The 12,031-nt window shown below is 63.8% G+C and carries 13 protein-coding genes; 12 read left to right on the top strand and 1 reads right to left on the bottom strand.

Translation table 11 applies throughout. The features are described 5' to 3' along the window. Window positions 1-66: 66 nt before the first annotated feature. The 12 genes from ABR948_RS22245 to ABR948_RS22190 all read left to right on the top strand — a co-directional run bounded on the left by ABR948_RS22245 (window position 67) and on the right by ABR948_RS22190 (window position 11,372). On the top strand, window positions 67-1,353 hold the full coding sequence (locus tag ABR948_RS22245) for a DUF445 domain-containing protein (RefSeq protein ID WP_428122114.1): 1,287 nt from the start codon (window positions 67-69) through the stop codon (window positions 1,351-1,353). A gap of 187 nt (window positions 1,354-1,540) precedes the next feature. Next, a complete protein-coding gene (locus ABR948_RS22240; RefSeq protein WP_428122112.1) occupies window positions 1,541-2,311 on the top strand; it encodes an esterase/lipase family protein in 771 nt (256 codons plus the stop codon). Between the two features lie 238 nt (window positions 2,312-2,549). After that, window positions 2,550-3,416 carry a phenylacetic acid degradation operon negative regulatory protein PaaX gene (gene paaX / locus ABR948_RS22235; protein ID WP_428122110.1) on the top strand — a complete coding sequence of 289 codons (867 nt, stop codon included), beginning with the start codon at window positions 2,550-2,552 and terminating at the stop codon, window positions 3,414-3,416. A 73-nt stretch (window positions 3,417-3,489) separates the two neighbouring features. Then, window positions 3,490-4,482, top strand: a complete 993-nt coding sequence (paaA, locus tag ABR948_RS22230; protein WP_428122107.1) for a 1,2-phenylacetyl-CoA epoxidase subunit PaaA — start codon at window positions 3,490-3,492, stop codon at window positions 4,480-4,482. Between the two features lie 29 nt (window positions 4,483-4,511). Then, window positions 4,512-4,799, top strand: coding sequence for a 1,2-phenylacetyl-CoA epoxidase subunit PaaB (gene paaB / locus ABR948_RS22225; protein WP_428122105.1), 288 nt, complete (start codon window positions 4,512-4,514; stop codon window positions 4,797-4,799). Window positions 4,800-4,941: 142 nt separating this feature from the next. Next, window positions 4,942-5,718 carry a 1,2-phenylacetyl-CoA epoxidase subunit PaaC gene (gene paaC, locus ABR948_RS22220; RefSeq protein WP_428122103.1) on the top strand — a complete coding sequence of 259 codons (777 nt, stop codon included), beginning with the start codon at window positions 4,942-4,944 and terminating at the stop codon, window positions 5,716-5,718. Continuing rightward, window positions 5,712-6,215, top strand: a complete 504-nt coding sequence (paaD, locus tag ABR948_RS22215) for a 1,2-phenylacetyl-CoA epoxidase subunit PaaD (protein WP_428122101.1) — start codon at window positions 5,712-5,714, stop codon at window positions 6,213-6,215. The genes paaC and paaD overlap by 7 nt, the downstream gene beginning before the upstream one ends. Window positions 6,216-6,217: 2 nt before the next feature. Further along, window positions 6,218-7,300 carry a 1,2-phenylacetyl-CoA epoxidase subunit PaaE gene (gene paaE, locus ABR948_RS22210; protein WP_428122117.1) on the top strand — a complete coding sequence of 361 codons (1,083 nt, stop codon included), beginning with the start codon at window positions 6,218-6,220 and terminating at the stop codon, window positions 7,298-7,300. A 103-nt stretch (window positions 7,301-7,403) separates the two neighbouring features. Beyond that, window positions 7,404-7,877, top strand: a complete 474-nt coding sequence (paaI, locus tag ABR948_RS22205; RefSeq protein WP_428122098.1) for a hydroxyphenylacetyl-CoA thioesterase PaaI — start codon at window positions 7,404-7,406, stop codon at window positions 7,875-7,877. A gap of 20 nt (window positions 7,878-7,897) precedes the next feature. After that, window positions 7,898-9,223 (top strand): phenylacetate--CoA ligase PaaK, encoded by a 1,326-nt coding sequence (gene paaK / locus ABR948_RS22200; RefSeq protein ID WP_428122096.1) that lies wholly within the window; start codon window positions 7,898-7,900, stop codon window positions 9,221-9,223. 50 nt (window positions 9,224-9,273) lie between these two features. Continuing rightward, complete coding sequence (locus ABR948_RS22195; RefSeq protein WP_428122093.1) at window positions 9,274-10,299, top strand: quinone oxidoreductase family protein; 1,026 nt, start codon at window positions 9,274-9,276, stop codon at window positions 10,297-10,299. 14 nt (window positions 10,300-10,313) lie between these two features. Then, complete coding sequence (locus ABR948_RS22190; RefSeq protein WP_428122091.1) at window positions 10,314-11,372, top strand: YeeE/YedE family protein; 1,059 nt, start codon at window positions 10,314-10,316, stop codon at window positions 11,370-11,372. Between the two features lie 11 nt (window positions 11,373-11,383). Here the strand turns inward: ABR948_RS22190 and ABR948_RS22185 are convergent. After that, window positions 11,384-12,031, bottom strand: a 648-nt coding sequence (locus tag ABR948_RS22185; RefSeq protein ID WP_428122088.1) for a fatty acid desaturase, incomplete at its 5' end; no start/stop codon positions are given.

Raw genomic sequence — 12,031 nt, 5'->3', positions numbered from 1 at the left:
GTCCCGGAATGACGGCGATGGGGACGTCGCGCGATGGTTGATCCCTTGAGCTCTCGGAAAGCCGCCATGACCACGTCAGGGACATTTTCGTTCGACGCGCCCGGCGATGCCGCGCGGGCGGCGGAGCTGCGGCGCGTCAAGCTATTGGCGACGCTGGTGCTGGCGGGCACGCTGGCACTGTTCGTGACGGCGAAGCTGTTGCTGCCGATGCACCCGATCTTCGGCTTCGTCGCGGCGTTCGCGGAGGCCGCGACCATCGGCGGGCTGGCCGACTGGTACGCGGTGGTGGCGCTGTTTCGCAGGCCTTTGGGATTGCCGATCCCGCACACCGCGATCATCCAAAGCAATCAGCACCGCATCGCCGACAAGCTCGGTGAATTCATCGAGGTGCACTTTCTCGAAGCCGCCCCCGTCGATGCCAAGCTGCGCCAGATCGATTTCGGCTCGTTCATTGCCGACTGGCTGCGCGACCGCAAACGAAGCACCGATCTGGCGCGCTTCACGCTGCGGCTGTTGCCCGAGGCGGTATCGGCGACGGAAAATTCGGGCCTGATGACTTTTATCACGCGGCGCATCACGACCCAGCTGCAATCGATCGATCTGGCGCCGCTGGCGGCCGGCACGTTGCGCGCGTTCGTGGCCGAGGGCCGGCATCAGGGCCTGCTCGACGATATCCTGCGCGCGGTGCATCAATCGCTGACCCAGCCGGAAACCATGGCGATGATCCGCGAGAAAATCCGCGGCGAACTGCCGACGCTGCTAAAACTCTATCGCACCGACAAATTCCTGGTGAACAAGATCGTGGCGTCCGCGTCCTCGTTCTTCGAAGAGGTTCGCTCCGATCCGAAGCATCCGTTCCGCGGCGAATTCGACCGCATGGTGTTGTCGTTCGTGGACCGGCTCGGCAGCGACCACACCTATGCCGACCGCATCGCCGGCTTGAAGCGCGACCTGTTGGCGCGTCCCGAACTCGGCGACCTCGCCCGCAACATCTGGTCGAACACGCGGGGCTTCATCGAACGCAGCGCCAGCGGGGAAACGCAGGTGCTGCAGCATTACCTTGCCAAAATGTTCACCGAAGCCGGCGAAGCGCTCGCCGGCGATTCCGAATTGCGCTCCGAAATCAACCGCGGTCTCGTCGCCGTGCTCGGCAGTTTCATCGCCGATCAGAAAAGCGGTGTCTCGGGCTTCATCGCCGATCAGGTCAAGGCGTGGGATATGGGGCAGTTGATTTCGCTGATCGAAATCAACATCGGCAAGGATCTGCAGTACATCCGCTTCAACGGCGCGTTGATCGGCGGCCTCGCCGGATTGGGGCTCTATAGCGGTGAAATGGTGCTGCGATGGTTGTGACTTTTACATCACGCAGCCCTTATTAAGTGTGGATAGCTATTGTCCCATCTGAAATGACCGGCTTGAATGATGGAATCAGCGACCTAGCTTGATTCAGAGATTGTTGCGTTGCGGAACGATTGAACGGAATTCGCGTATTCACATTGATCGATTGGGCCCTCGCGGCCGGCCTTGAAGAGGAAATACGATGTCCGCCACTGCCCAGACGCTGCGCCCGCCGTCCAGAACCCTGATGTTTCTGGAGGGACGGGCGATCCACGAACTCGGCGCGTTTCTCGGCGCCTTGCCGCTGCTCAGCCTGGCGCCGAAGGGCGACGGTCATCCGGTGCTGGTGCTGCCGGGGCTGGTGGCCTCGGACACTTCGACGCGTCCGCTGCGCAGCTTTTTGAAGAGCCGCGGCTATGCCGTCAGCGGCTGGCGTCAGGGCCGCAATCTCGGCCTGCGCGACGGCGTGCAGCACGCCATGACCGATCTGGTTCGCGAGTTGAGCGACAGCCATGGCCGCAAGATCAGCCTGGTCGGTTGGAGCCTCGGCGGTCTCTATGCGCGCCAGCTCGCCAAGATGATGCCGGATCGCGTGCGTTCGGTGATCACGCTCGGCAGTCCGTTCGCGGGTAACCCGAAGGCGACCAACGCCTGGCGCGTCTATGAAATGGCGAGCGGCCGTCGTGCCGACGAAGAGGATGCCCGGTTCGGTGGATCGCTGTCGGAAACCCCGCCGGTGCCGACCACCGCGATCTTCAGCCGCACCGACGGCATCTGCGCCTGGCAGGGCTGCATGGAAAAATCGTCGGCCCTCTCAGAGAACATCGAAGTCGAAAGCAGCCATTGCGGCATGGGCCATCACCCCGCGGTGGTCTATGCGGTGGCCGATCGTCTGGCCCAGCCCGAAGGCCAATGGGCGCCATTCGACCGCAGCGGCTGGCGCAGTATCGTGTTTCCAGATCCTAACAGGTAACCGGCGCGCCGGCATCAGAGGATTCGCCTTTTCGTCATGGCCGGGCATAGCCGTCCGAAGGACGGCGTCGCTTCGGCTCGCCTATGTCCCGGCCATCCACGTCTTTCTCGCTGTATCGGCATTAAGTCGTGGATGCCCGGGACAAGCCCGGGCATGACGAGTTTTCGTGACAACGATCAATTTCGCAGGCTGCAGACCAACGTTGTCGAGAATCCAGAAAACGCGCTATGCGTTGGACATGGCGCATCCGTTGGCCCGCATCATCGACCAGCTCAAGCGCGAGCCCTCGCGCACCGGCTCGATCGTCATCACGGTGTTTGGCGACGCCATCGTGCCGCGCGGCGGGTCGGTCTGGCTCGGCACGCTGCTGGCGTTTTTTGAAACCATCGATATCGACAGCGGCGTGGTGCGCACCGCGATGTCGCGGCTGGCCGCCGATGGCTGGCTCGAACGCCACAAGGTCGGCCGCAACAGTTTCTACCGGCTGGTCAAGAAGGGACGGCAAACCTTCGATGCCGCGACGAGGCATATCTATGATCCGCAGCCATCCGACTGGACCGGACGCTTCGAACTGCTGCTGATCGGGAAAACCGAGGCGCGCGACGCGGCGCGCGAGGCGCTGAAGAATGCCGGCTTCGGCACGCCATTGCCGGGCGTGTGGGTGGCGCCTTCGGGCGTTCCGATTCCCGAGGAAGCCGCATCCGCGATCCGGCTGGAAGTGTCCGCCGAGGATGACAGCGGCCGGCGCCTGCTGAGCGAGAGCTGGCCGCTCGATCGCACCGCCGACGCCTATCTGAAGTTCATGAAAACCTTCGAGCCGCTGCGCGGCTGGATCGGCCGCGGCGAGCGCCTGTCCGATCTCGATGCCTTCACCGCGCGGATCCTGCTGATCCACCACTACCGGCGGGTGGTGCTGCGCGATCCCTTGTTGCCGACGGCGCTGCTGCCGGCGGACTGGCCCGGCCGCGCCGCCCGCCAGCTCTGCGGCGAGATCTATCGCGGGCTGCTTCCCGCGTCCGAACAATGGCTTGATCGCCATGCCAGCAACGAAAAGGGTCCGCTGCCCGCGGCCGGAGGGGAACTGGCGCGCCGGTTCGGCGGCTAATTTATGTTACAAAAACAACTTGAGTTTCTAATTTATTGATATATATCAAATCTGGTTTCCCGGGAGATCGGCCATGTACACTCAGGCGCTCAACACGTCCGACGCCGAAGATCGCCAGATCGAGGATGCCGAACGCGCGGCACGGTTTCAGGCGCGGATCGATGTCGACGATCGCATCGAGCCGAACGACTGGATGCCGGCGGCCTATCGCAAGACGCTGACGCGGCAGATTTCGCAGCACGCCCATTCCGAAATCGTCGGCATGCTGCCGGAAGGGAACTGGATCACCCGCGCGCCGTCGCTGCGCCGCAAGGCGGCGCTGCTCGCCAAGGTGCAGGACGAGTGCGGCCACGGGCTCTATCTCTATGCGGCCGCCGAGACGCTCGGCACTTCGCGCGAGGAGCTGGTCGACGCGATGCTGGCGGGGAAAGCAAAATATTCGTCGATCTTCAACTACCCGACGCTGACCTGGGCGGATATCGGCGTGATCGGCTGGCTGGTCGATGGCGCCGCGATCATGAATCAGATTCCGCTGTGCCGTTGCTCCTACGGTCCCTATGCGCGCGCCATGATCCGGGTCTGCAAGGAGGAATCCTTTCATCAGCGGCAGGGTTTTGAGATCATGGTGACGCTGTCGCGCGGCTCGGAGGAGCAGAAGGCGATGGCGCAGAGCGCGCTCGATCGCTGGTGGTGGCCGGTGCTGATGATGTTCGGTCCCCCCGACAAGGCCAGCCAGCACAGCGATACCTCGACCAGATGGAAAATCAAGCGCTTCTCCAATGACGAGCTGCGGCAGAAATTCGTCGATGCCACGGTGCCGCAGGCGCACTATCTCGGTCTCTCCATTCCCGACCCCGGCATGAAGCAGAACGACGCCGGCAATTGGCAATACAGCGCGATCGACTGGAACGAATTCAATGCGGTGCTGGCCGGTAACGGCCCGTGCAACCGCGACCGGCTCGCGGCGCGGCGCAAGGCGCATGACGAAGGCGCGTGGGTGCGCGAGGCGGCGCAGGCCTATGCCGAAAAACGCAAGAGCCGCCAGAGTCACAAGACCGCGGCGTAAGCCGCCACCAGATTTCAGGGAGGTCCATGATGACCACGCCGAACACGCAGTTGTGGGAAGTCTTCATTCGCAGCCGCAACGGTCTCGCGCACAAGCATGTCGGCTCGCTGCACGCTGCCGATGCGACGCTGGCGGTGCAGGCCGCGCGCGATATCTACACCCGCCGCGGCGAGGGATTATCGATCTGGGTGGTGCCGTCGAACGCGATCACCGCCTCCGATCCGTCCGACAAGGGCATGATGTTCGAGCCCGCGGAATCCAAGATCTATCGCCACCCGACGTTTTACGATGTGCCCGACGAAGTCGGGCATATGTAACGCTTGGCGGCGTCCCGGAAGGTTTGAAGCCGTCATTGCGAGCGCAGCGAAGCAATCCATAGCCCAAGCAGACTGGATTGCTTCGTCGCTTCGCTCCTCGCAATGACGACGTTGCTGTCAGCGCACCAACAGGTCTATGAACATGGCTGTCGCGTCCATTTCCGTCTCCGAAACGCCGCTGGTGCTGTACACGCTGCGCCGCGCGGATGATGCGCTGATCCTGGGGCATCGGCTGTCGGAATGGTGCGGCCATGCGCCTGCCCTGGAGGAGGACATGGCGCTCGCCAATATGGGCCTCGATCTGCTCGGACAGGCGCGCGAGCTCTATTCCTATGCGGCCACGGTCGAAGGCAACGGCAATGACGAGGACAAATTCGCATACCTGCGCGACGTCAGGCAGTACCGCAATCTCCTGTTGCTGGAGCAGCCGAACGGCGATTTTGCGCGAACCATGACGCGGCAATTCTTCTACTCGGCCTTCGCCGATCTCTATTGGCGCGCGATGATGCAATCTGCCGACGCGACGCTGGCGGCGATCGCGGCGAAATCCGAGAAAGAGAGCGCCTATCATGTCAGGCATTCCTCGGAATGGCTGGTTCGGCTTGGCGACGGCACCGCCGAAAGCCATCGCCGCGCGCAGGCCGCGATCGACGACCTCTGGGCCTATACCGGCGAGATGTTCTGTTGTGACGACAGCGAGCGTGCCTTGATCGATGGCGGCATCGCGGTCGATCCCGCGGCGTTGCGCCCGCAATGGCTCAAGACGGTTTCCGATGTCGTTGACGAAGCGACATTGAGTTTGCCGAAAAGCGACTGGATCCAGCAGGGTGGCCGCGACGGCCGGCACAGCGAACATCTCGGCCATCTCCTGAGCGAGCTGCAATCGATGCCGCGCACATTTCCGGGGGCCACATGGTGATCACCCTGTCGAGTGATGCGCAGTTGCGGCAACGCGCGTGGGATGCGGCGGCGAATGTCGTGGACCCGGAAATCCCCGTGTTGACCATCGCCGATCTCGGCGTGTTGCGCGACGTCGCGGTGACCGACGGCCGCGTCGAGGTCGCGATCACGCCGACCTATTCCGGTTGTCCCGCGATGAACATGATCCAGTTGGAGATCGAGCTGGCGCTGGAGCGTGAGGGTTTTCGCAATTCAAAAGTCCGCACCGTGCTGTCGCCGGCCTGGACCACGGACTGGATGAGCGCGGAGGGCCGCCGCAAGCTCAGGGAATATGGCATCGCGCCGCCGCAGCCGGCCAGTTCCCGCCGCGCGCTGTTCGGGGTGCAGGAGGTCGCATGTCCGCAATGCGGCTCTGATGATACCGAAGTGCTTTCCGAGTTCGGCTCGACCTCCTGCAAGGCGCTGTGGCGCTGCAGGAGTTGCCGCGAACCGTTCGACTATTTCAAATGTCATTGACCATGTCGTCCTCGATTCCCCGTTTTCACCGCCTGGCTGTGAAAGATCTGCGCCGCGAATCTGCCGACGCGGTGTCGCTTACGTTTGCGATTCCGAAAGAGCTTGCCGGCGACTACCACTTTGCGCCGGGACAATATCTGACCCTGCGCACCACGATGGACGGCGAGGAAGTACGTCGTTCCTATTCGATCTGCTCCGGGCCCGATGACGGCGAATTGCGGATCGCGGTCAAGAAAGTCGACGGCGGTGCATTTTCGAGCTGGGCGGCCGATGAGCTGAAAGCCGGCGATGAACTCGACGTCATGACGCCGACCGGCCGCTTCGGCGTTGCGCATGCGCCTGACGAGGCGCGAGTCCATGTCGGCTTCGCCGCCGGCTCCGGCATCACGCCGATCCTGTCGATCATCAAGGGTGTGCTGGCGCGCGAACCAAATAGCCGGTTCTTTCTGTTCTACGGCAACCGCTCGACCGGCGGCATGCTGTTTCGCGAGGCGCTGGAAGAGCTCAAGGACCGCTTCATGCAGCGGCTCTCGGTGTTTCATGTGATCTCGGGCGAAGAGCAGGATATTCCGATCCTGCATGGCCGGCTCGACGGCGAAAAAGTCCGGGTGCTGCTGCGCTCGCTGGTTCCGGCCGCCAGTGTCGACCATGTCTTCATCTGCGGCCCCACCGGCATGAGCGAGGACATCGAGGCGACCTGCCGCGACCTCGGCATTGCCGCTGACCGACTTCATGTCGAGCGCTTTGTCTCCGGCCTCGGCGGTAGACCGCGCCCGAAAGCCGTCATATCCGAGAGCGCGCCGCCGAAGGCGATGGCGTCGCTGATTATCGACGGCAAGCGCCGCGAGGTGCCGGTCGCCGAAGGGGAGGCGATTCTCGATGCGGCGTTGCGCGCGGGCATGGATCTGCCGTTCGCCTGCAAGGGCGGCATGTGCTCGACCTGCCGCGCCAAGCTGGTCGAGGGGCAAGCGCGGATGGAACTGAACTATTCGCTGGAGCCGTGGGAGCTCAAGGCCGGGTTCATCCTCACCTGCCAGGCGCGGCCGACCTCGGACAAGGTCGTGGTGGATTACGACCATGTCTAGAATCCAGCCGCCGCGATCGTTGACACCGTAGGGGCTCCGCCCCAAGACTAACGCAGCCCAAGAAGCTTGTTTCAACAAGCCCGACGACGACAGGGAGACCGCCGTGAACGTCAAGGCCATGCCTTCGCCCGAGGATATTGCGCGCGCCTGCGCCGAGGCGATGTGGAAGCAGGACGATGCCAGCCAGGGGCTCGGCATGGAGCTTGTCGAGGTCAAGCCCGGCCAGGCCACGCTGGCGATGACGATCCAGCCGCACATGGTCAACGGCCAGCGCATCGCCCATGGCGGCTTCATCTTTACGCTGGCGGATTCCGCCTTCGCCTTTGCCTGCAACAGCCATAACGAGCGCGTCGTCGCGGCGCAGGGCAGCATCACCTTCATCCGGCCGGGCAAGCTCGGCGATCGGCTGGTGGCGACCGCGCGCGAAATCTCGCGCAGCGGCAGATCGGGTATTTACGATGTACGCGTCACTGCGGATGACGGCACGGTGATTGCCGAGTTTCGCGGCCATTCCCGCGTGATTGGTGGCACCTGGCTGCCGGCCTCAGAGACCGACACTAAAGCCAAAGCAAACTAAACTGATCAGGGAAACGCGCGATGTCTTCGACAAGGGTCAGGGAAACCAATTACCGCGCCGAAATGGACGACGCCGAGCGCGCCTCGCGCGACGAGATCATGGCGTTGCAAACCCGGCGCATGGCGTGGTCGCTGGCGCACGCCTATGACCATGTCGGGCACTACAAAAAGGCATTCGACAGAGCCGGCGTGCATCCGTCCGATTTCAGGCAGCTGTCTGATTTGGCGAAATTCCCGTTCACCGTCAAAACCGATCTGCGCGACAATTACCCGTTCAACATGTTCGCGGTCCCGCGCGAAAAACTGGTTCGGGTCCACGCCTCCTCCGGCACCACTGGCAAGCCGATCGTGGTCGGCTATACCCGCGCCGATATCGACATGTGGTCGGAGGTGATGGCGCGCTCGATCCGCGCCGCGGGCGGGCGCTCCGGCATGATCATGCACAACGCCTATGGCTATGGCCTGTTTACCGGTGGGCTCGGCGCGCATTACGGCGCCGAGCGGCTGGGCTGCACGGTGGTGCCGGTTTCCGGCGGCATGACCGAGCGGCAGGTGCAGCTCATCAACGATTTCAAACCCGACATCATCACGGTGACGCCGAGCTACATGCTGGCGATCCTCGACGAGTTCAAGCGCCAGAGGATCGATCCGCGCCAATCGTCGCTGAAGTTCGGCATCTTCGGTGCCGAGCCCTGGACCAATGCGATGCGTGCCGAGATTGAGGCGGCGTTCGACATGGACGCGACCGATATTTACGGCCTGTCCGAAGTGATCGGCCCCGGCGTCGCGCAGGAATGCATCGAGACCAAGGATGGCCTGCATGTCTGGGAAGATCATTTCTATCCCGAAGTGATCGATCCCGAGACCGGCAGGGTGCTGCCCGACGGCGAAAAGGGCGAACTTGTTTTCACCTCGCTGACCAAGGAGGCGTTTCCGGTCGTTCGTTACCGCACCCGCGACCTGACGCGGCTGTTGCCGGGCACGGCGCGGCCGGGGATGCGGCGCATGGAGAAGGTCACCGGCCGGTCCGACGACATGATCATCCTGCGCGGCGTCAACGTGTTCCCGACCCAGATCGAGGAAGTGCTGCTGGCGACCGACTGGTGCGGCGGTCATTTCATCATCGAGCTGACGCGCGACGGGCGCATGGACGAGATGACGGTGCTGGCGGAAGCGCGCCCCGAGCGTTGGGACGGCAGCGGGCTCACGGACCATGCCGAGAAGGTCTCGATCTTTATCAAGAATACCATCGGGATATCAGCTCGCGTCGGGATTGTGGCCCCCGAAACACTGGAGCGCTCGCTCGGCAAGGCCAAGCGTGTTTACGACAAGCGGCCAAAAGGGTAACTGCTGCGTCTCATGGCAATGAGTCACATGAGAAACCGGAAATATCCCTGATGCCGCCTGCCCAAAAACCAGAAGTTCAGCCCGTTACCGCCGAGGCGCGTTGCGTGCGCCTGTCGGCCAAGGCTGGCGACGCCGCTTCGCTCGCTCCCACAATCGAACGCCGCAGGCTGTCGCGGGCCGCAAATGAGGTCCTGATCGAGGTCAAGGCGGCGGCCGTCAACCCCTCCGACGTCAAGGCCGCGACCGGCCTGATGGCCTACGCGGTATTTCCGCGCACGCCCGGCCGCGACTACGCCGGGATCGTGATCGACGGCCCGGCCGGCATGATCGGCCGCGAAGTGTTCGGCTCATCGGGCGATCTCGGAATCCGGCGCGACGGCACCCATGCCACGCATCTGGCCGTCGAGGCCGAGGCCGTGGTGGAGAAGCCGAACAATCTGTCGTGGGAAGAGGCCGCCGGGATCGGCGTTCCCTTTGTCACGGCGATGGAAGGTTTTCGCCGGGTCGGCATGCCGAAACAAGGCGAGAGCGTGCTGGTGATGGGTGTCAACGGCAAGGTCGGCCAGGCCGCGGTGCAGATCGCGAGCTGGCACGGCGCGCGCGTGATCGGCGTGGTGCGCAAAAGCGAGCCTTATGAGGGGCACGCCAATTCCAGCGTCGAGGTGGTCGACGCCTCAGCAACCGACGTCGCGACGCGGGTGCGTGAACTCACCGATGGCAAGGGCGCCGACATCGTGTTCAACACGGTCGGCGATCCCTATTTTCAGGCGGCCCACAAGGCGCTGGCGGTGCGGGGACGTCAGATCCTGATCGCCGCCATCGATCGGATCGTGCAGTTCAATATTCTGGAATTCTACCGCGGCCAGCATACCTATGTCGGCATCGATACGCTCGGCCTGTCGTCGATCGCGACCGGGGCGGTGCTGCGCGAGCTCGGTCCCGGCTTCGCCAGCGGCCATCTCAAGACCTATCCCATCAAGCCGAACGCGGTCTATTCGCTGGAGGATGCCAAGGCCGCTTTTGTCGCCGTCGCCGGTTCATCGCGCGATCGCGTCATCCTGCGGCCATCGCGATAGAGGGAACAACACCCGTGCCGTCAGGCGCCAACATCGTCGTCTGTGCCGGCCTCCTGATTGGCCTCGCCTATGGCGCGGTCGGGCTGTTGAGCGGATTTTGCCTGATGAGCAGCCTGCGTGGCTGGTGGGCGGAGGGCGACAGCCGCCTGATCCGAAGCTATGCGCTGGCACTCGGCGTCGCGATCGTGGCGACGCAATTATTGGCCGGCGGTGGCATGGTCGATCTCACCAAGACGATCTATCTGCAGCGGTCATTCTCGGTGCCGCTGATGTTCCTTGGCGGTCTGTTGTTCGGTTACGGCATGGTGCTGTCGAACGGCTGCGGCTCGCGCGCGCTGGTGCTGCTAGGGCGCGGCAATCTGCGCTCGCTGGTGGTCGTGATCGTGCTCGGCATTGCCGCGCAGATGACGCTGAAGGGCCTGATCGCGCCAATGCGGGTGGTCCTGCTGCAGGCGTCGCAGACCGCGCCAGCAGTGCTTTCGCTGCCCGCGTTGTTGTCGACATTTGGCGTCGGCGAGACCTTCGCGCGAACGCTCGCGGCCGCGGCGATGTCGGCGGCGCTGATCATCTTCGCGTTCGCGCACGGGCCATTCCAGCGCGCAGCGGGACAGATCGCGGCGGGCATCGCGGTCGGCCTGCTGGTCGCGGCCGGATGGTTTGTGACCGGCTATCTCGGCGCCGACGATTTCAATCCGGCTCAAGTCACGTCGCTCACCTTCATCTCGCCCATTGCCGACGCGCTGCAATACGCGATGTTGTCGACCGGGCTGACGCTGAATTTCGGTATCGCCATGGTGGCCGGCGTGTTCGCCGGAAGCCTGGTGACGGCGCTCCTCACGCGCCGCTTTCACTGGGAAGGCTACACCTCGCCGCGTCACATGCTGCGATCGATCGGCGGCGCGGCGCTGATGGGCGTGGGCGGGGCGTTGGCCTATGGCTGCTCGGTCGGGCAGGGCCTGACCGGACTCTCGACGCTGGCGCTGGCGTCGTTCGTGGCCGTCGCCGGGATCTTGCTGGGCTCGGCCGCCGGATTGCGCGGCGTGTTGCGGGTACGGCCCTTGGCCACCGCGTGAGGTGCGAGCGATCAGGCCCGCTGGCTGGAGGTCGCGAGCCGCATCACGTCGAGATAGCCTGGTCGTACTTCCATCCGCGCGATCAGGCCTTTTTCGACCAGCAGCCGATGCGCCTCGGGTAGCCGGTAGCATGGCAGGTACATAAAGAGATGATGCTCGGCGTGGTAGTTCACCCAATAGGGCGCGATCAGCAAGCGCTCGACCGGGTTGGCGCGGGTGGTGCGGGCGTGGCTGAACGGATCTTCGCCCGTTGAAGTGCAGGCATGTTCGGCGATGTTGCGGATACGCGTCACCAGCGACAGCCAGGTCGCCATCGCGAGTACCCACACGCCCCAATACCAGATGCCGGCGCCGGCCAGCCAGAACAGGCCGAACAGCACCGCGTTCACCACGAGGAAGCGCGCCATCTTGTCGGCGCCGCTGGACACGAAGCTCTCATGCGACACGTCTTCGCTGGTATCGTCGCGCCGAAACAGCGACAGCAACAACGGCAGGCGTTGCTTGACGAAAGTCTGTCCGGTCAGATCGCGAATCGCCTTGCGGGTGTAACTGTCTTTGGTGATCGGAAACGGCGCCGACAGCGAGAGATCGGGATCTTCAGGCTGCTGGGTGAATTTGTGATGCTGCAGATGATACGACCGGTAGCTGGCAAGGTCGGC

This window comes from Bradyrhizobium sp. (genome assembly GCF_050014615.1).
In the GTDB taxonomy this organism is placed as follows: domain Bacteria; phylum Pseudomonadota; class Alphaproteobacteria; order Rhizobiales; family Xanthobacteraceae; genus Bradyrhizobium.
The sequence above is the reverse complement of the archived record's forward strand: the minus strand, read 5'-3'. Positions and strand labels throughout refer to the sequence as shown.

Coding starts and splice junctions, on each gene's coding strand:
- ABR948_RS22245 (WP_428122114.1), top strand. CDS start 67: ATGACCACGTCAGGGACATTTTCGTTCGACGCGCCCGGCGATGCCGCG.
- ABR948_RS22240 (WP_428122112.1), top strand. CDS start 1,541: ATGTCCGCCACTGCCCAGACGCTGCGCCCGCCGTCCAGAACCCTGATG.
- paaX (WP_428122110.1), top strand. CDS start 2,550: ATGGCGCATCCGTTGGCCCGCATCATCGACCAGCTCAAGCGCGAGCCC.
- paaA (WP_428122107.1), top strand. CDS start 3,490: ATGTACACTCAGGCGCTCAACACGTCCGACGCCGAAGATCGCCAGATC.
- paaB (WP_428122105.1), top strand. CDS start 4,512: ATGACCACGCCGAACACGCAGTTGTGGGAAGTCTTCATTCGCAGCCGC.
- paaC (WP_428122103.1), top strand. CDS start 4,942: ATGGCTGTCGCGTCCATTTCCGTCTCCGAAACGCCGCTGGTGCTGTAC.
- paaD (WP_428122101.1), top strand. CDS start 5,712: ATGGTGATCACCCTGTCGAGTGATGCGCAGTTGCGGCAACGCGCGTGG.
- paaE (WP_428122117.1), top strand. CDS start 6,218: ATGTCGTCCTCGATTCCCCGTTTTCACCGCCTGGCTGTGAAAGATCTG.
- paaK (WP_428122096.1), top strand. CDS start 7,898: ATGTCTTCGACAAGGGTCAGGGAAACCAATTACCGCGCCGAAATGGAC.
- ABR948_RS22195 (WP_428122093.1), top strand. CDS start 9,274: ATGCCGCCTGCCCAAAAACCAGAAGTTCAGCCCGTTACCGCCGAGGCG.